Origin of the sequence: Crossiella sp. CA-258035, from assembly GCF_030064675.1 — a bacterium.
Lineage (GTDB): Bacteria > Actinomycetota > Actinomycetes > Mycobacteriales > Pseudonocardiaceae > Crossiella.
On the sequence record NZ_CP116413.1, the window covers coordinates 984,937 to 1,002,594 of the forward strand.

At 73.1% G+C, this 17,658-nt stretch carries 14 protein-coding genes; 10 read left to right on the forward strand and 4 right to left on the reverse strand.

Annotation, left to right across the window (positions count from 1 at the left end; genetic code table 11):
- Positions 1-106 precede the first annotated feature (106 nt).
- Positions 107-3,385, forward strand: coding sequence for a glycosyltransferase family 2 protein (locus N8J89_RS04785; protein ID WP_283663140.1), 3,279 nt, complete (start codon positions 107-109; stop codon positions 3,383-3,385).
- 159 nt (positions 3,386-3,544) lie between these two features.
- Here N8J89_RS04785 and N8J89_RS04790 read toward each other — a convergent pair whose 3' ends face one another.
- Positions 3,545-4,012 carry a metallopeptidase family protein gene (locus N8J89_RS04790; RefSeq protein ID WP_252484289.1) on the reverse strand — a complete coding sequence of 156 codons (468 nt, stop codon included), beginning with the start codon at positions 4,010-4,012 and terminating at the stop codon, positions 3,545-3,547.
- Positions 4,013-4,093: 81 nt separating this feature from the next.
- Here N8J89_RS04790 and N8J89_RS04795 point away from each other — a divergent pair, with 81 nt between their 5' ends.
- The 7 genes from N8J89_RS04795 (at position 4,094) to N8J89_RS04825 (ending at position 11,137) form a co-directional block, all read left to right on the forward strand.
- On the forward strand, positions 4,094-4,453 hold the full coding sequence (locus N8J89_RS04795) for a DUF3499 domain-containing protein (protein WP_252484278.1): 360 nt from the start codon (positions 4,094-4,096) through the stop codon (positions 4,451-4,453).
- A gap of 70 nt (positions 4,454-4,523) precedes the next feature.
- On the forward strand, positions 4,524-5,873 hold the full coding sequence (locus N8J89_RS04800) for a phosphomannomutase/phosphoglucomutase (protein ID WP_283663141.1): 1,350 nt from the start codon (positions 4,524-4,526) through the stop codon (positions 5,871-5,873).
- Positions 5,874-5,896: 23 nt separating this feature from the next.
- A complete protein-coding gene (locus N8J89_RS04805; RefSeq protein ID WP_283666097.1) occupies positions 5,897-6,115 on the forward strand; it encodes a Trm112 family protein in 219 nt (72 codons plus the stop codon).
- Positions 6,116-6,120: 5 nt separating this feature from the next.
- Positions 6,121-7,203, forward strand: a complete 1,083-nt coding sequence (locus tag N8J89_RS04810; RefSeq protein WP_283663142.1) for an SIS domain-containing protein — start codon at positions 6,121-6,123, stop codon at positions 7,201-7,203.
- 44 nt (positions 7,204-7,247) lie between these two features.
- A complete protein-coding gene (gene manA, locus N8J89_RS04815) occupies positions 7,248-8,483 on the forward strand; it encodes a mannose-6-phosphate isomerase, class I (protein ID WP_283663143.1) in 1,236 nt (411 codons plus the stop codon).
- A gap of 58 nt (positions 8,484-8,541) precedes the next feature.
- Entirely contained in the window at positions 8,542-9,465 is a 924-nt protein-coding gene (locus N8J89_RS04820; RefSeq protein ID WP_283663144.1) for a cation diffusion facilitator family transporter, read from the forward strand.
- Positions 9,466-9,613: 148 nt separating this feature from the next.
- Positions 9,614-11,137: an amino acid permease gene (locus tag N8J89_RS04825; RefSeq protein ID WP_283663145.1), complete on the forward strand. Its 1,524-nt coding sequence runs from the start codon at positions 9,614-9,616 to the stop codon at positions 11,135-11,137.
- Here N8J89_RS04825 and N8J89_RS04830 read toward each other — a convergent pair.
- Together N8J89_RS04830 and N8J89_RS04835 are read right to left on the reverse strand one after the other, a co-directional pair.
- Positions 11,134-11,769 carry a hypothetical protein gene (locus N8J89_RS04830; protein ID WP_283663146.1) on the reverse strand — a complete coding sequence of 212 codons (636 nt, stop codon included), beginning with the start codon at positions 11,767-11,769 and terminating at the stop codon, positions 11,134-11,136. The genes N8J89_RS04825 and N8J89_RS04830 overlap by 4 nt on opposite strands.
- The gene (locus tag N8J89_RS04835) at positions 11,766-12,308 is read right to left on the reverse strand and encodes a hypothetical protein (protein WP_283663147.1); all 543 of its coding nucleotides are present in this window, start codon (positions 12,306-12,308) and stop codon (positions 11,766-11,768) included. The genes N8J89_RS04830 and N8J89_RS04835 overlap by 4 nt, the downstream gene beginning before the upstream one ends.
- A 30-nt stretch (positions 12,309-12,338) precedes the next feature.
- Between N8J89_RS04835 and N8J89_RS04840 the strand changes: the two genes are divergently transcribed.
- Positions 12,339-13,652: a glutamate mutase L gene (locus tag N8J89_RS04840; protein WP_283663148.1), complete on the forward strand. Its 1,314-nt coding sequence runs from the start codon at positions 12,339-12,341 to the stop codon at positions 13,650-13,652.
- Here N8J89_RS04840 and N8J89_RS04845 read toward each other — a convergent pair.
- Complete coding sequence (locus N8J89_RS04845) at positions 13,638-15,947, reverse strand: hypothetical protein (RefSeq protein ID WP_283663149.1); 2,310 nt, start codon at positions 15,945-15,947, stop codon at positions 13,638-13,640. The two genes, N8J89_RS04840 and N8J89_RS04845, sit on opposite strands and share 15 nt — an antisense overlap.
- Positions 15,948-16,121: 174 nt before the next feature.
- On the opposite strand from N8J89_RS04845, the gene ahcY reads away from it, so the two are divergent.
- Entirely contained in the window at positions 16,122-17,585 is a 1,464-nt protein-coding gene (ahcY, locus tag N8J89_RS04850) for an adenosylhomocysteinase (protein ID WP_283663150.1), read from the forward strand.
- Positions 17,586-17,658 lie beyond the last annotated feature (73 nt).

Sequence of the window (17,658 nt, forward strand, 5' to 3'; positions counted from 1 at the left end):
GTGTGGCCGGGTGAGATCACCCGGTCGCACCCCGTAGCGTTTTCCACCACGTGCCAGTGGAATCCACCGGCACGTGGTGGAAGCGCCGCCGACTCGAGGGACCAGCTTGCCGCACCCGCAGCCGGGCACCGCGCCGGTGCTCGCCGTGATCGTCTGCCACGAGGGCGCGGAATGGTTGCGGCCGCTGCTCTCCGCGCTGCGCCACCAGACCGTGCGCCCCCGGCACATCCTGGCCGTGGACACCGGATCCACCGACGCCACCGCCCGCCTGCTCGCCGCCGCGGCCACTGGTCCGGACCGGCTGCTCGACGGCGTGCTCACCGAAGCCCCAGGCACCGGATTCGGCGTCGCCGTTGCCAAAGCGGTCGAAGCCGCCACCGAGCGCTGGGGCGATCCCGGCAGGTGGATCTGGTTGCTGCACGACGACTCCGCGCCCGAGCCCGACTGCCTGCCCGCCCTGCTGAGCACCGCCGACCTCGCGCCCTCGGCGGCCATCCTCGGCCCGCTCGCGGTGGACTGGGCCGACCCCAGGCTGGTGGTGCAGGGCGGACTGTCCCTGGACGCCTCCGGCCACACCCAGACCGGCATCTCCGGCGCGGAACTGGCGCACGGCGGCGGCTTCGACCAGAGCCGGGACGTGCTCGCGGTCGGCACCGCGGGCGCGCTGGTCCGGCGGGAGGTGTGGGAGGCCCTCGGCGGGCTGGATCCCGCGCTGCCACTGGGCTGCGACGACATCGACCTCGGCTGGCGGGCCAACCTGGCCGGGCACCTGGTGCTGCTGGTGCCCGCCGCCCGGATCCGCCATGTCCGTGCCGCGGAACGGGATCAGCGTCCGGTGCACGCGGTGCCCAGCCTGGCCCGCGCCCGCCGCGCGCACGGCCTGCGCACCTTCCTGGTCAACACCAGCGGGCCATCGTTTGCCCTGGGGCTGCCCCGGCTCGCGGTGCTGTGCCTGCTGCGCGCGCTGGGATTCCTGTTGCTGCGCCGGACAACTTCCGCGGGTGCCGAGCTGGCCGCGCTGGGTTACCTGTTCAGCGGCCGGGCCGGTCTGCTGGCCGCGCGGCGATCCCGCGCCGCCACCCGCACGGTGCCGCCGTCGGAGATCCGCGGACTGTTCACCTCCCGGCTCACCAGGCTGCGCAACGCGGTGCAGGGCGGACTGCTGCACCTGCTGCGCAACCGGGTGCGCGCCGATGTCAGCCTCGGCCGGATCCCGGCCAGCCCGGTGCCGGAGTGGACCGAACCCGGTGCGCCCCAACGCCGACCCGGCCCACCCGAACTACCGGCGGGCGCGCTCGGACCGAGCCGCCGCCGGGATGCCGCGCGCAGGTTGGGACCCGCCGGACTGCGCCGCCCGGCCGGACCGGTGGTGGTCGAGGTCGCGGCCACCGCGGCGCTCCAGCGCAGGCCCAGCCCGCGCCCCCGGCCCTCGCCGGTGCCGCGCGGCACCCCGCGACCGGCCGAGCTGGTGCTGGTGGAGATCGACCGCGGCCGGGTGCTGCGCGAGCTGCTGCTCAGCCCGGTGCTGTTCCTGGTGCTCGGCCTGGCCGTGCTGGCGCTGGCCACCCAGTGGGCCCGGCTCGGCGGCGACCTCGCGGGCGGCAGGCTGCTGCCCGCCGGGAGCCTGGCCGAGACCTGGGCCGGTTACGTGGCCACCTGGCAACCGGTCGCGGGCGGCAGCATCGCGCCCGCGCCCACCACCGCCGGGGTGCTCGCGGTGCTCGGCTCGGTGTTCGGTGGTCCGTCCGCGGTGGTCTCGGTGCTGCTGCTCGGCGACCTGCCGCTGGCCGGGCTGACCGCCTACCTGGCCACCCGTCGCCTGCGCGCCCCGCGCGCGGTCCGGGCCGCGGTGGCCGCCGGGTACGCGCTGCTGCCCATCGCCACCGCGGCCACCGCGCAGGGCAGGCTGGACGTGGTGGTCGCGCACGTCCTGCTGCCGCCGGTGCTGGCCGGGGTGGCCGCGATCCTGTGGCCCCGGCGGCCGGACATCGGCTGGCTGTCGGTCACCTGCGCCACCGCGCTCGCGCTGGCCGTGCTGGGCGCCTTCCACCCGCTGCCGCACCTGCTGGTGCTGCTGGCCGCGCTGACCGGGTTCGTGCTGGTGCCAGGGGAAGGCCGCCGCCGGGTGGCCGCGCTGTTCACCCTGGTGCTGCTGCCGCTGGCGCTCCAGCTGCCCTGGCCCGCGCAGGTGCTGCGGCACCCCTCGGTGCTGCTGCACGGCACCGGAGCCCCGGTCCGGGAGACCAGGGCCAACCCGCTCGACCTGCTGGCCCTCTACCCCGGCGGGCCCGGCGCGCTGCCCTGGCTCGGCCTGGTCGCGGTGCTGGCCGCGCTGACCGCCGCGGTGCTGCGTCCCCGCCCGCTGATGCTGCCCGGACTGGGCCTGTTCGTGCTGGGCGCGGCCGCGGCCATCGCGACCGGGCTGATCGAGGTCACCCCGGTCAACGGCGGCCCGCCCAGCACCGGCTGGACCGGCGCCCCGCTGCTGCTGGCCGCCTGCGGCCTGGCCTGGATCGTGCTCACCGCGGCCCTGCCCGGCCCGCCGGTCGCGATCCCGGCCCGCCTGCTCGCCGGCACCGGAGCCGCGACCCTGGCCGCCCTCGCCGCGAGCACCCTGCTGGTCGGTCCGGACGGCCCGCTGAAGTCCGCGCCGCCGGTGCTGGTGAACAGCCTGCTGGCCGAGCTGCGGGAGACCGGCACGGCGGTGCTGGAGGTCGGCGCGTTCGGCCAGCCCAGCCGCCAGACCACCGGCCGCCCGGCCCGCTTCGGCGACGACGAGGTGCTGGCCGCGCCCGGTGCCGCCCAGCGGATCAACGACACCGCCACCGCCCTGCGCGCGGGCACGTCAGAGGCCGTCCGCGCCGCCCTGCAGTCGGCGGGCGCCAGCGGCATCCGGTTCCTGCTGCTACCCGACCAGGGCACCGCCACCAGGGTCCGCGCCGCCGCCCCCGACCTGGTGGTGGCCGATGCCACCGCCACCGACGGCCGCCCGGTGCTGCGCCTGCCCACCGCCCGCGGCCCGGTCACCCTGCTGGCCGGCGAGGCCGCGCTGCGCGCCCGCACCGGCGGCCTCCCGGCCGGAGGAGTCGAGTTCACCTCGGTCGAGGCCCGGCCGCCGGAGATCGCCGTCGCGGTCAGCGCCGGACCGCTGGGCCGGGTGCTGGTGGTCGCCGCCGAGGACGAGCGCGGGTGGGTGGCCACCGTCGACGGCCGCGAGGTCCCGCTGGCCAGGGCCTACGGCCACCTGGTCGCGGTCGCCCTGCCGGAAACCGCCGCCGAGATCCGCGTCACAGTCCCGGCCACGCTGCCCACCCTGCTCCTACTGGCCCAGGCCGCGATCGCCCTGTTCACCGCGCTGACCGCGATCCCCAGCCGCCGCCGCTGACCCGAGTGTTGGCCGAAGTCGTACGCCGTGTTGGCCGATCTCGTACCCGGTCTTGGCCGAACTTGGACGGCAAGCGACGCCACTGGCGTGCGGAAACGGCCAACACGGCGTCCAGATCGGCCAACACGGCGTACGAGATCGGCCAACACTCGGGTGGGGTTAGTCGCCGTCGATGACTTCCGGGTCGAGGCCGAGGTAGGTGGCGACCTGCTCGACGAGCACGTCGTGCACCAGGTCGGAGAGGTCCGCGCCGTCCTTCGCGCGGGCTTCCAGCGGGCGGCGGTAGAGCACGATGCGCGCCCGGGTGGGCAGGCCGCGGCGGTCCACGCCGGCCGGCACCAGCCGGGCCAGCGGCACGTTGCCGTCCTCGACCACGTCATCGCCCCAGCTCAGCGCCTCGGGCTTGGCCGAGGGCAGCTCAGGGACGTCGTCCACCGCGACGTCCAGCTGGGTCAGCTCGTTGCGCCAGCGCTGCTCGATCGGCTCCAGGGCCTCCAGCACCACCGCGTCGAAACGCTCCGAGCGACTGCGGGCAGCAGGCATCGTCGAGGGGTAGAGCTGCCCTCGCATACCTCGCCCGTGCCGGTCCCGACGCTGCCTGATCCCCCGTCGGGTACCCCTTGCCATCACCACGGCCACTGAGGGTACGCGGATGTCATCCGCGTGCCTGCCGCACAGGGTGGACAGGAGGCGCTATCGTCCCCAATCGTGCGGAGCGTAAGAAGGTGCTCGCGGACCGGGTGCACGAACCCGGCCGTTGCGACGCTGACCTACGCCTACGCCGACTCCACCGCGGTCGTCGGGCCGCTGGCCACCTATTCCGAGCCGCACAGCTATGACCTGTGCGAACAGCACGCGATGCGGCTCACCGCCCCCCGTGGGTGGGAGGTCGTCCGGCACGAGGGCGAGTTCGCCGTTCCCCAACCTACGGTGGACGACCTGACCGCGCTGGCCGAGGCGGTGCGTGAGGCAGGCCGGGCGGACCGCCCGATCGAGGCGACCGAGCCCGCGTACGGCACCGGCCGACGAGGCCACCTCAGGGTGCTCCCAGACCCTCTCGAGGACTGAACACAACCGCAGAGTCGCCGCCGGTAGGCTTCGGGGCAGCTGTCCAAGTGAGCCGAAGTCAGGAGAAGGCGTGCGAGACCTGTCCGGCATCGTCAAGGCATACGACGTCCGCGGGTTGGTGGGAGAACAGCTCGACACCGACGTGGTGCGCGACCTCGGTGCGGCCTTCGCCCGGCTCGTCGGTGGCCCCGCCGTGGTCATCGGGCACGACATGCGCGAGTCCTCACCCGGCTTCGCCAGCGCCTTCGCCGAGGGGGTCACCGCCCAGGGCGTCGACGCCGTCTCCATCGGCCTGGCCAGCACGGACATGCTCTACTTCGCCTCCGGCAAGCTGAACCTGCCCGGCGCGATGTTCACCGCCAGCCACAACCCGGCCCAGTACAACGGCATCAAGCTCTGCCGCGCGGGCGCCGCGCCGGTGGGCCAGGACAGCGGGCTCACCGAGATCCGCGAGATGGTCGAGCAGGGCGTGCCCGAGTTCCTCGGCGCCCGCGGCTCGGTCTCCGAGCGCGACCTGCTCACCGACTACGCCGCCTACCTGCGCGGCCTGGTCGACCTCACCGGCATCCGGCCGCTGAAGATCGCGGTGGACGCGGGCAACGGCATGGGCGGCTACACCGTGCCCGAGGTGTTCAAGGGCCTGCCCATCGAGGTCGTGCCGATGTACTTCGAGCTCGACGGCAACTTCCCCAACCACGAGGCCAACCCGCTGGACCCGAAGAACATCGTGGACCTGCAGGCCAAGGTGCGCGAGATCGGCGCGGACGCGGGCATCGCCTTCGACGGCGACGCCGACCGCTGCTTCGTGGTCGACGCCAACGGCGACCCGGTCTCGCCGAGCGCGATCACCGCGCTGGTCGCCGTGCGCGAGCTGGCCAAGGAGCCGGGCGGCACGATCATCCACAACCTGATCACCTCCAAGGGCGTGCCGGAGATCGTCGCCGAGCACGGCGGCAAGCCGGTGCGCACCAGGGTCGGGCACTCCTTCATCAAGCAGACCATGGCCGAGACCGGCGCCATCTTCGGCGGCGAGCACTCCGCGCACTACTACTTCCGGGACTTCTGGCGGGCCGACACCGGCATGCTGGCCGCCATGCACGTGCTGGCCGCGCTCGGCGAGCAGGACAAGTCGCTGGCCGAGATCACCAGGGACTTCGCCCGCTACGCCGCCTCCGGTGAGATCAACTCCACCGTGCACGACCAGGCCGACCGGCTGGCCGCGATCAAGGCGGCCTTCGGCGGCAGGGACGGGGTGACGCTGGACGAGCTGGACGGGCTCACCATCGAGCTGCCGGACGGCTCCTGGTTCAACCTGCGCGCCTCCAACACCGAGCCGCTGCTGCGACTGAACATCGAGGCCAAGGACGCCGAGGCCGTCGCCGCGCTGCGCGACGAGGTCCTGGCGATCGTCCGGGCCTGAGGAGGGAAACAGAGGTGAGCACCGTGTCCACGCAGCTCGACCCGGATCTGCTGGAGATCCTGGCCTGCCCGTGCCCCGCGCACGGCAAGCTGACCCCCGGCACGCCCGATGACGCCGAGGCCGACTACCTGACCTGCACCGCCTGCGCCCGCCGGTTCCCGGTGCGCGACGGCATCCCGGTGCTCCTGCTCGACGAAGCCGAGGGCGGCCCGGCCGCCGACGGGCCGTCCGCCGCAGGGTGACCCTGGTGCTCGACGACGTCCTGCTCGACGACCCGGCCCGGCTCGCCGAGGCCGACACCGGAGGGCTGTTGCGGGCGGCCGCCTCGGCGGGCGCCCAGATGCGCTCGACCATCGAGGCCGCGCAGGAGTTCGGCCTGGACCGCCTCGCCGAGGACCGCCCCCGCGCGCTGGTGCTGCTCACCAGGCCCGGAGTCGGCCCGGCGGCCGCGGCGCTGCTGGCCGCGCTGCTCGGCCCGGCCTGCCCGGTGCCAGTGGTGGTCACCGACGTGGTGCCCACCTGGATCGGCGCGCTGGACATGATCATCGCGCACGCCGACGACCCCGGTGACCCGGTGCTCGCCGAGTCCATCGACCGCGCCGCCCGCCGCGGCGCGCGGATCGTGCTCACCGCGCCCGCGGAGGGCCCGGTGGCCGCCGCGGCCGCCGGACAGGCCCTGCTGTTACCGCCACGGGTGCACGCGCCGCACGGCCTCGGCTTCGCGCGTGCGCTGGCCGCCGGGCTGCTCACGGTCACCAAGCTCGGCCTGCTGCGCACCGACGTCGGCCTGATCGCCGACGAGCTGGACCGGGAGGCCGAACGCGACCACCCGATGCACGAGTCCTTCGTCAACCCGGCCAAGGCGCTCGCGCTCCGGCTGGCCGACCGGACCCCGCTGCTGTGGGGGCTGGACCACGTCGCCACCGCGGTGGCCGCGCACGCCGCGCAGTCACTGGCCACCTTCGCCGGGGTGGTCTCCGACGTGGCCGGATACCCGCAGGCCGTGCTCCGGCCCGCGCTGCACCGCGCGGCTGTGCAGGGCAGCTCCGGCCACGACCTGTTCGCCGACCCGGACGACCTGTCCACCGGGCCGACCCCGCGGGTGCTGCTGCTCGCGGTCCGCCGCGGCCCGATCGCCGATGCCACCCGCCGCGCCGCCGAGGACACCCTCCCCGGCGCCGACCTGGTGGCCCCGGCCGAGGAGGTCACCGGCGACGAGGCCCTGTGCGCCGCGCTGCTCGCGGTGCGCTTCGACCTGGCCGCCCTGTACCTGGGGCTGGCCGCCGGCACGCTGGGCGGGCCGGGAGTGGTGTCGCCGGTCATCGCCTGAGGCGAGCGACCCGCGAGACCCGAACCAGGAAGCGAGAAGGAACAGTGGACCTGCTGCGCAACGCGGTGCGGCCCTACGCGTGGGGCTCGCGCACCGTGATCGCGGAACTGCTCGGGCGCGAGGTCCCGGCCCCGCACCCGGAGGCCGAGCTGTGGCTGGGCGCCCACCCCGGCGACCCGTCCACGCTGCTCGGCGCGGACGGCGCGGAGACCTCGCTGCTGGCCGCGATCAACGGCGAACCGGAGTTCCACCTCGGCAAGGCCTGCGCCCGCCGCTGGGACAACCGGCTGCCGTTCCTGCTCAAGGTGCTCGCCGCCGAGGAGCCGCTGAGCATCCAGGCGCACCCCTCGGCCGCCCAGGCCGCCGAGGGCTACGCCAAGGAGGAGGCGGCAGGCATCCCCAGGGACGCGCCCAACCGCAACTACCCCGACCCGACCGCCAAGCCGGAGCTGATCTGCGCGCTCTCGGAGTTCCACGCCCTGGCCGGGTTCCGGGACGCCGACCGGACGGTGGCGCTGCTGGCCGCGCTGGACGTGCCCGAGCTGGCCGGACACGCCCAGCTGCTGGCCGCCGACCCCGGCCCGGACGGGCTGCGCGCGCTGTTCACCACCTGGATCACCCTGCCCCAGCTCGCGCTGGAAGGGCTGCTGCCGCCGCTGCTGGAGGCCTGCATCCGGCACCTGCGCGAGCGCGGCGAGTTCGCCCTGGAATGCCGCACCGTGCTGGAGCTCGGCGAACGCCACCCCGGTGACGCCGGCGTGCTGGCCGCGCTGCTGATGAACCGGCTGGTGCTCCAGCCCGGCGAGGCCATCCACCTGCCGGCCGGCAACCTGCACGCCTACCTGCACGGCACCGGCGTGGAGATCCTGGCCAACTCCGACAACATCCTGCGCGGCGGCCTGACCCCCAAGCACGTGGACGTGCCGGAGCTGTTGCGGGTGCTGGACTTCTCCTGCGGGGACATGCCGGTGCTGCGCGGCGAGCGGGTCAGCCGCCACCTCACCGCGTACCCGACGCCCGCGCCGGAGTTCGAGCTGTCCAGGGTGGACATCCCGGCGGACGCCCCGGCCGCCGAGGAGGTGCTGCTGCCAGCCGACGGGCCGCAGATCCTCATCTGCACGCAAGGGAAAGCCCTGCTCACCGCCGAGGACGGCACCCGGCTGGAGCTGCCCCGCGGCGCCTCGGCCTGGCTGGCCGCCGGTGATCCGAAGACCAGGGTGTCCAATCCGACGGACACCGATCTACAGGTCTTCCGCGCGACCGCGGGCACGGACGGCTAGTCTCCCTCCCGACCAGCCGGGGCAGGACAATCCGGACACGACACCACGAGGAGTTGTTGTGGCAGCAGGGGGCGGCACCAAGGCGATCGTGGCGGCATTGGTCGCCAACGCGGGGATCGCCGCCGCGAAGTTCGTCGGCTTCGCCATCACCGGCTCGTCCTCGATGCTCGCCGAGGGCGTGCACTCGGTGGCCGACACCTCCAACCAGGCGCTGCTGCTGGTGGGGCAGAAGACCGCCGCGCGCAAGCCGAGCGAGTCGCACCCGTTCGGCTACGGACGGGACCGGTACTTCTACTCCTTCGTGGTCGCGCTGCTGCTGTTCACCCTGGGCTCGGCGTTCGCGCTCTACGAGGGCATCCACAAGCTGGAGGACCCGGAAGGGCTGACCTCGCCGCTGGTCGCGGTGGGCATCCTGGTGGTGGCCATCGGCCTGGAGAGCTGGAGCTTCCACACCGCGATCCAGGAGTCCAAGAAGATCAAGGGCAACGCCACCTGGTGGCAGTTCATCCGCAACGCCAAGACCCCTGAGCTGCCGGTGGTGCTGCTGGAGGACCTCGGCGCGCTGGTCGGCCTCGTCCTCGCGCTCGGCGGTGTCGGCATGACCGTGCTGACCGGCGACCCGGTCTGGGACGCCATCGGCACCCTGTGCATCGGCGTGCTGCTCGGCGTGATCGCGATCACCCTGATCATCGAGACCAAGAGCCTGCTCATCGGCGAGGGCGCCAACCCGGACGTGCTCGCGGTGATCGTGGACGAGCTGGCCACCGCCACGGTGGACCACGTGATCCACATCCGCACCCAGTACATCGGCCCGGACGAGCTGCTGGTCGCGGCCAAGATCGCGTTGCAGCCCAAGCTCTCCGTGGCCGAGGTGGCCCAGGCGATCAACGACGCCGAGGCGCGGGTGCGGGCCAAGGTGCCGGAGGCCCGGCTGATCTACCTGGAGCCCGACCTGGACCACTCGGTCAAGGCAGGCGCCTGAGTTCTCCCTCCACCGGCGGGCGTTGATTTGTGGATAACCGTCAGAAACCACAGAACGTCCGCCGGTAGGGTGAGCGCCGCCCACGACAGTGTTGTCGGGGGCGCCCCCACCGGGGCACAGGCGGGAGAACTTTTTCAGGAGGTTGGGCGTGCCAGGCAGTGGCTTGTGGCGCACTAAGGGCGTTGAGCAGTCGATCGCCGACACCGATGAGCCGGAGACCAAGCTCAGGAAGGACCTCAACGCCTGGGACCTCACGGTCTTCGGCGTCGCGGTGGTGATCGGCGCGGGCATCTTCACCCTGGCCGCGCGGACCTCAGGGGACATCGCCGGTCCCGGTGTGACGATCTCCTTCGTGCTGGCCGCCATCACCTGCGGCCTGGCCGCGCTCTGCTACGCCGAGTTCGCATCCACCGTGCCGGTGGCGGGCAGCGCGTACACCTTCTCCTACGCGACCTTCGGCGAGTTCATCGCCTGGATCCTCGGCTGGGACCTGATCCTGGAGTTCGCGCTGGCCGCGGCCGTGGTCGGCAAGGGCTGGTCGAGCTACCTGGCCAACGTGCTGGAGATCGCCGGGCTCAAGGCGCCCACCACGGTCACCATCGGCGGGCTGGACTTCGACTGGGGCGCGGTGCTCGTGGTGCTGGTGCTGACCGCGCTGCTGGCCCTGGGCACCAAGCTGTCCTCCAGGGTCAGCCTGGTGATCACCGCGATCAAGGTCGCGGTGGTGCTGCTGGTCATCCTGGTCGGCTTCTTCTACATCAACACCGCCAACTACACCCCGTTCATCCCGCCGGCCGCCGAGGCCGGTGGCGCGGTGGCGCACGCGGGCAGCGGGCTGGACCAGTCGCTGTTCTCGCTGATCTTCGGCGGGGCCAGCAGCACCTACGGCCTCTACGGCGTCTTCGCCGCGGCCTCCATCGTGTTCTTCGCCTTCATCGGCTTCGACATCGTGGCCACCACCGCGGAGGAGACCCGCAACCCGCAGCGCGACGTGCCGCGCGGCATCCTCGGCTCGCTGGCCGTGGTCACCGTGCTCTACATCGCGGTGTCCCTGGTGGTCACCGGCATGCGCCCGTACACCGCGCTGGCCACCAAGCCCGGCCCGGACGGCAAACCGGTGCGCTCCACGCTGGCCTCGGCCTTCTCCGACGTCGGCGTCACCTGGGCGGCCAGCATCATCGCCATCGGCGCGCTGGCCGGTCTGACCACCGTGGTCATGGTGCTGCTGCTCGGCCAGAGCCGGGTGCTCTTCGCCATGTCCCGCGACGGCCTGGTGCCGCAGGGCCTGGCCAAGACCGGCAAGCACGGCACCCCGGTGCGCGCCACCCTGTTCGTCGGCGTCGTGGTCGCCATCGCGGCCGGTTTCTTCGACGCCGGGCGCTTGGAAGAGATGGTCAACGTCGGCACGCTGTTCGCCTTCGCGCTGGTCTCCGCCGGTGTGCTGGTGCTGCGCAAGACCCGGCCCGACCTCAAGCGCGGCTTCCGCACCCCGTGGGTGCCGTTCGTGCCGATCGTGGCGATCGTCGCCTGCCTGTGGCTGATGCTGAACCTGACCGCGCTGACCTGGGTCCGCTTCGGCGTCTGGATGCTCGCCGGTGTGGTGCTCTACTTCGCCTACGGCCAGCGCAAGTCCGTGCTCGCCCGGCGTGAGCGCGAGGGTGTGCGCAGCTAGTCCCGCAGGCCGAGGAGGTCGCTGGCGGCACACCAGTCGGCGACCTCCTCAGCCAGCTCCGCCTCGGTGCGTCCGGCCACCTGGAGCTCCAGCACCGGCAGCACCGAGCGCGCGGCCAGCTTCCGCAGCTGTTCCTGCTCGCGGACGAACACCGACAGGTCGTCGTACTGCGCCGGATTCCCGGACACCGTCAGCCGTTCCGCCCGCGCCGCCGGGAACGTCGCCGGCTCGCGCAGGCACAGCACCAGCCCAAAACCCAAGGGCCGCAAGCGCTCCTCGATCCAGCCGAAGTCGAACTCCCGGCCCGCCCGGTGCTGGAAGGCCGCGGTGGACAGGTGGAACCGGTCCACCAGCCACGAGTAGTAGCGCTGCAACTCGAACATCCGCAGCCAGGTCGAGTAGGTCTCCCTGGCCAGCTCCGCCTCGGACTCCGCGAAGTTGATCAGCCCGCGTCCCCACGGCCGGTTGGTGAACCCGCACCACTCCGCGGAGATCAGCGGCGAGTGGTACCGGTACTTGCGCGGCCCGACCAGCCGCGGGTGCTCGTTGAGCGCGAAGGCCAGCTCGGTCTTCCCGGTGAGCCGGGTGCCTTCCAGGATCAGCTTCGGCGCGAGCTTCGGCGGCGGCCTCATGCCAGCGCCCGCACAACCGGGTCGAACTCGATCTCGAAGGCCTTCGGGTCCTCCAGCAGCGACCGCGAGGCCAGCAGGTCGGCCGACCCGCGCTGCCAGAAGAACCGGCCGCGCACCGGCACCACGGTGATGGTCAGCCCGAACGGCCGCACCGGCCGCCCCAGCCGGTCCTCGAAGGAGTTCACGAACTCGGTGATGAACAACCCGCCGTAGCGCGGCCCGTCATCCCCGGACCGCCGCTGCCGCTCCCACTCCCGCAACGGCTCCACCAGCTCCAGCGCCGCCGCGGTCAGCACCGGCCGGTCCCGCGCGCTGCGCCGCTGCCCGTAGAGCAGCTCATCCAGCCACGCCACCCACTCCCGCTCGGCGGCGTCCCGGTCCACCCGGTTCGCCCCGATCACCGGCACGGACGGCTCGGCCAAGGGGAAGGGATCTTCGGGAGCGCTCAGGGCCAGCGCGTCCCGAACGAACAGAGCGCCACTGAGCGCACTGTCCTCGCTGATGGAGACGGTCCAGGTGGGCTGTCCGTGTTCGCGCATCACGATCCAGTGTGCCGGTAGCGTGCCGTCGTGACCATCCTTTGCCTCGACGTCGGTTCGACGTGGACCAAGGCCGCGCTGGTCGGCCTGGACGGCGCGCTGCTCGGCACCGCCCAGCACCCCACCACGCCGCCGGAGGTGCTCACCGGCATCGACGCGGTCACCGCCGAACTGCGCGCCACCGGCGCCGAGGTGCTGGCCTGCTCCTCGGCCGGTGGCGGCCTGCGGCTGGCCGTGGTCGGCCAGGAACGGCTGGTCAGCGCCGAGGCCGCGTACCGGGTCGCGCTCTCGGCCGGGGCGAAGATCGTGCACGTGGCCGCTGGCGAGCTGGACGGCGCAGGCATCAAGGCGTTGCGGGCCAGTACGCCCGATGTGCTGCTGCTGGTCGGCGGCACCGACGGTGGCGAGACCAGGGTGTTGGCGCACAACGCGAAGCGGGTGGCGGCCAACCGGTTGCGGGCGCCGGTCGTGCTGGCCGGGAACCGGGAGGTGCGGGCCGAGGCGACCGCGGCGCTGACCGCGGCCGGGCGGACCGTGATCGCCACCGACAACGTGCTGCCCGACGTCGGCGAGCTGGCCCCAGGCCCGGCGCGGGCGGCGATCCGGGAGCTGTTCCTGACCCACGTCATCGGCGGCAAGGGCCTGTCCAGGGGACCGCGGTTCCGGCGGCTGGTCCGGGCGGTCACGCCGGACGCGGTGCTGCGCGGGGTGGCCGAGCTGGCCGCGGCGCTGGCCGACTCGGACGCGCCCGGCGCGGTGCTGGTGGTGGACGTGGGCGGGGCGACCACCGACGTGTACTCGGCAGTGGCGACCGTGGACGAGCTGGCCGGGCGCAGCACGGTGGAGCTGCCGCCGGACCGGCGGACCGTGGAGGGCGACCTGGGCATGCGCTGGTCCGCGCCCGGGGTGCTGGCCGAGGCGGCGGCGGAGCGGTTGATCGACGCGGCGGAGGCGGAGTCCCTTGCCGCGCGGGCGGAGTTCCGGGCCGGGGCGGTGGACTGGGTGCCAGCCGATGCGGTGGAGACCGCGGTGGACGGCCGGATCGCCGAGCTGGCCGCGGTGCTCGGCCTGCGTCGTCACCTGCGGCTGGTCGCCGGGCGGCTGGGACCGCAGGGTGTCGGGCTGCTGGTGTTGTCCGGCGGCGTGTTCCGGCACGCCGAGCCCGCCAGGGTGGAGGCCGTGGTGACCGCGTTGCGCGCCGATCCGGTGCTGCGGCCGGTGCTGCGCAACGCCAGGGCCGTGGTGGACCAGCGCTACGTGCTCGCGCCGGCCGGACTGCTCGCCGAGGCCGGGCACAGTGCGGCCAGCCGGAAACTGCTGACCGGGACGCTAGGGTTTTTCTAGCCCGGCGGCGATGCTCACCGCGCGGTCCCACTCCGGATCCGGCTGGTACTCCACGTGCCCCAGCACGCCGGGCGCCCAGCGGCGGAACGGGAACGGGCCGCGCATCGGGTCCGGCAGCCAGTGGTCGCCGCCCAGCACCAGCGCGCCGTTCGGGCCGACCGTGGCCGCGGGCAGCGGTCCGGTGGTGCCGTCGGCGCGGAAGCCCACGCCCAGCATCATCCCGTCGTAGACCTGCCTGGCCCAGGTGGTCACCGCGCCGCCCAGCGGGTCGGTGCCCCGGCACAGCGAGCGCCACCGCCCGCCCAGCTGCCCGTGCAGGGCGGTCAGCGAGGAGACCGGCACCACCGCGGGGAACGCCCTCGGGTACGCCCACTGCAACTGCGAGCCCGCGGTGACCAGGCCGATCCGCTCCCGGTCGTACTCCGAGGCCGAGTCCAGCAGCCGGGACACCGCGACCGCGGCCAGCAGGCTGCCCTGGCTGTGCCCGACCAGCACCACCCGGTTGCCCGGTTCCTTCAGGTGCTCCTCGGCGCGGGCCACCAGCTCCGGCACCACCTTCATCGCGTAGCACGGCGGCACCGTCGGATGCGCCTCGCGCGGCCAGAACGCGGCCAGATCCGCCAGCACGCCAACCTGTTTCGCCCGTTCCGGGTGCCGCGCGGCCAGCCACACCAGGTACAGCAGCCCGCCGCCGAGCACGCCGAGCGCGAGCACGCCGACCCCGGACAGCGGGGCCAGCCCGGTGGGCAGCGGCGTGCCCAGCGCCTGCATGGTCACCGAGGCCGCCGCGCCGAGGCCGAGCAGTCCGGCGAAGCAGATCAGCAGGTGGTGCGCGTGCGCGCGCTGCCACTCCGCCCGTCGCCAGGCCCGCGCCGCGCGCAGCTCGTCCTTGGGCCGGTCCTTGTGCAGCAGGCGCACCTCCGGCGGGACGTAGCTGCCGCGCCGCACCCGCAGTCGCCGCAGCAGCAGCACCACCGGCGCGCACAGCGCCGCCACGGTCACCGCGACCCCGGCCGCGGTGCCCCACACCAGCGTCACCCAGCGGTAGCCCGAGGGCAGCTCCAGCTGCACCGGGGTGAGCAGCTGCTCGAAGGTGATCGCGATCCCGGCGCCGAACCCGCCGCCCAGCAGCCCGGCCAGTCCCAGCACCGGCGCGGCCATCCAGCCACCGGCCCACGGCCGCAGGTTCCTCGGCAGCTTGCGCCAGGTCGGCCGGGCCAGCAGCGCGGCCGGGATCAGCAGCAGCCCGAACAGCACGCAGCACAGGCCGAGCCCGACCGCGATGCCCTGCACGGTGCCGTCGGAGGCGGGCAGCGGCCCGGACAGCTCCGGCGTGTACGCCGCGGCCGCGCCCAGCAGCACCAGCGAGGCCAGCACCAGCATCCGCCGCGGCGCCGGGGCCAGCGCGGCCCGCAGCCAGCGTCCGGCCCGGTCCGGATGGCTGCCGCCGGGGTCGTCGAGCAGCAGCACGCCCAGCGCGCACAGCCCGAGGATCAGCACCGTGGTGCCCCACAGGGCGGCCAGGTCCGCCCGAAGGGGTCCTGCCGGACCGCCCAGCAGCAGCCAGGCCACGGCGGCCGGCCCGGCCGCGGTGTGCAGGCCGCGCAGCGCGGGGGTGTCCGGATCGGGGATGACCCCGGCCCCCGGCAGGTTCGACATGGCGTGCCCCGGCGGGTCCGCGGTGTGCGGCACGGCGAGCTCCCAGTCCACCCCGGAGACCCGGTACAGCACCGCGATCGCGACCAGCACCGGCAGCAGCCCGGAGATCATCCGCAGGGTGGCGGAGTCGCGCAGCCAGGTCGGGGTCAGCCCGCCCGCGCACTCCAGCGCGGGGGAAAGGCACTGCGCCGCGACCAGGTCCACCGAGACCACCGCGAGCTGCCCGATGAACAGCATGGTCAGCCCCAGCGCGGCCAGCCGCAGCAGCGCCCGCAGCAGCACGCCAAGCCCCTTGGCCAGCCGCGATCCCGGCGGCACCGGCGGCAGCATCCAGTGCGCCACGTTGGCCAGGGTGAACGGGAACAGCAGCGCCCAGGTGGCCTTGGCCACACCGCCGGAGGTCATCGCGCCCCACACGTAACCCTCGATCACCCTGGCGATCGGCCGCCCGCCCAGCGACAGCGAGGGCCCGGAAACCGGCCGCTCCATCCGGTCCGCGGGCCGCACCACCCGGCCCAGCCCGTCCCCGGCCACATCGACCGCGCTGGCAGAGCCGGTCACCGACTCCGGGGTCGCGCCGAGCACCCCCGGCACGCGCAGCTCGATGACACGGGTGTCGGGGCCGGGAAGAAGCACAGTTGTCTCCGAACCATTTTGATCTTGCGTGTTTCAGGTCACACTGGGGCCGGTGAAATCCCGCCGAGGGGTCATCTTCGGACATCCAGCTGTTGAATTACGTCATATGCCGTTCCCGGCGTGGCTGGTTGTAGGGTGGCCAGCGGATTCCCAAGACTTGGATGGAGCCGGTTCATGACCGCCGAAAGGCTGCAGACCCGTAATGGCATCGACTTCGCGGTAGCCGATCTTTCGCTGGCCGAGTTCGGCCGCAAGGAGATCCGCCTGGCCGAACACGAGATGCCGGGCCTGATGGCGCTGCGCCGTGAGTACGCGGAGGTCTACCCGCTGCGTGGCGCGCGGATCGCCGGCTCGCTGCACATGACCGTGCAGACCGCGGTGCTCATCGAGACCCTGGTGTCGCTGGGTGCGGAGGTGCGCTGGGTCTCCTGCAACATCTTCTCCACCCAGGACCACGCCGCGGCCGCGGTCGTCGTCGGCCCGCACGGCACCGAGGAGGAGCCCAAGGGCGTCCCGGTGTTCGCGTGGAAGGGCGAGACCCTGGAGGAGTACTGGTGGTGCACCCGCCAGCTCTTCGACTTCGCCGACGGCCAGGGCCCGAACATGATCCTGGACGACGGCGGCGACGCCACCATGCTGGTGCACAAGGGCACCGAGTTCGAGAAGAACGGCGTGGTGCCCAACACCGAGGCCGACGACCCGGAGGAGTGGCAGGTCTTCCTGGAGCTGCTGCGGCAGTCCCTCAAGGAGTCCGACAACCGCTGGACCAAGATCGGTGAGGGCATCCTCGGCGTCACCGAGGAGACCACCACCGGCGTGCTGCGCCTGTACCAGCTGGCCGAGGCGGGTCAGCTGCTCTTCCCCGCGATCAACGTCAACGACTCGGTCACCAAGTCGAAGTTCGACAACCGCTACGGCTGCCGCCACTCGCTGATCGACGGCCTCAACCGGGCCACCGACGTGCTCATCGGCGGCAAGGTCGCGCTCGTCGCGGGCTACGGCGACGTCGGCAAGGGCTGCGCCGAGTCCCTTCGCGGCCAGGGCGCCCGGGTGATCGTGGCCGAGATCGACCCGATCTGTGGCCTGCAGGCGGCGATGGACGGTTACCAGGTCGGCACCATCGACAAGCTGGTCGACCAGGCGGACATCATCATCACCGCCACCGGCAACAAGGACGTGCTGCTCGTCGAGCACATGGCCCGGATGAAGCACCAGGCGATCGTGGCGAACATCGGCCACTTCGACAACGAGATCGACATGGCCGGGCTGCAGCGCTACCCCGGCATCCACCGCACCAACATCAAGCCGCAGGTCGACGAGTGGCGCTTCCCCTCCGGCCGCACGGTCATCGTGCTCTCCGAGGGCCGCCTGATGAACCTGGGCAACGCCACCGGCCACCCGAGCTTCGTCATGTCGAACTCCTTCTCCAACCAGGTGATCGCGCAGATCGAGCTGTTCACCAAGAACGAGGAGTACGACAAGGAGGTCTTCCGCCTGCCGAAGGCACTGGACGAGAAGGTCGCCAAGATCCACCTCGAGGCCCTCGGTGGCGAGCTGACCAAGCTCACCAAGGAGCAGGCCGAGTACATCAACGTGGACGTCGAGGGCCCGTACAAGCTGGAGCACTACCGCTACTGATCCTGCCGGTCAGTTCGGGTTCTTCACGGCGGGCTCGTCCTTCGGGGCGGGCCCGCCGTCGTTTCACAGCCGG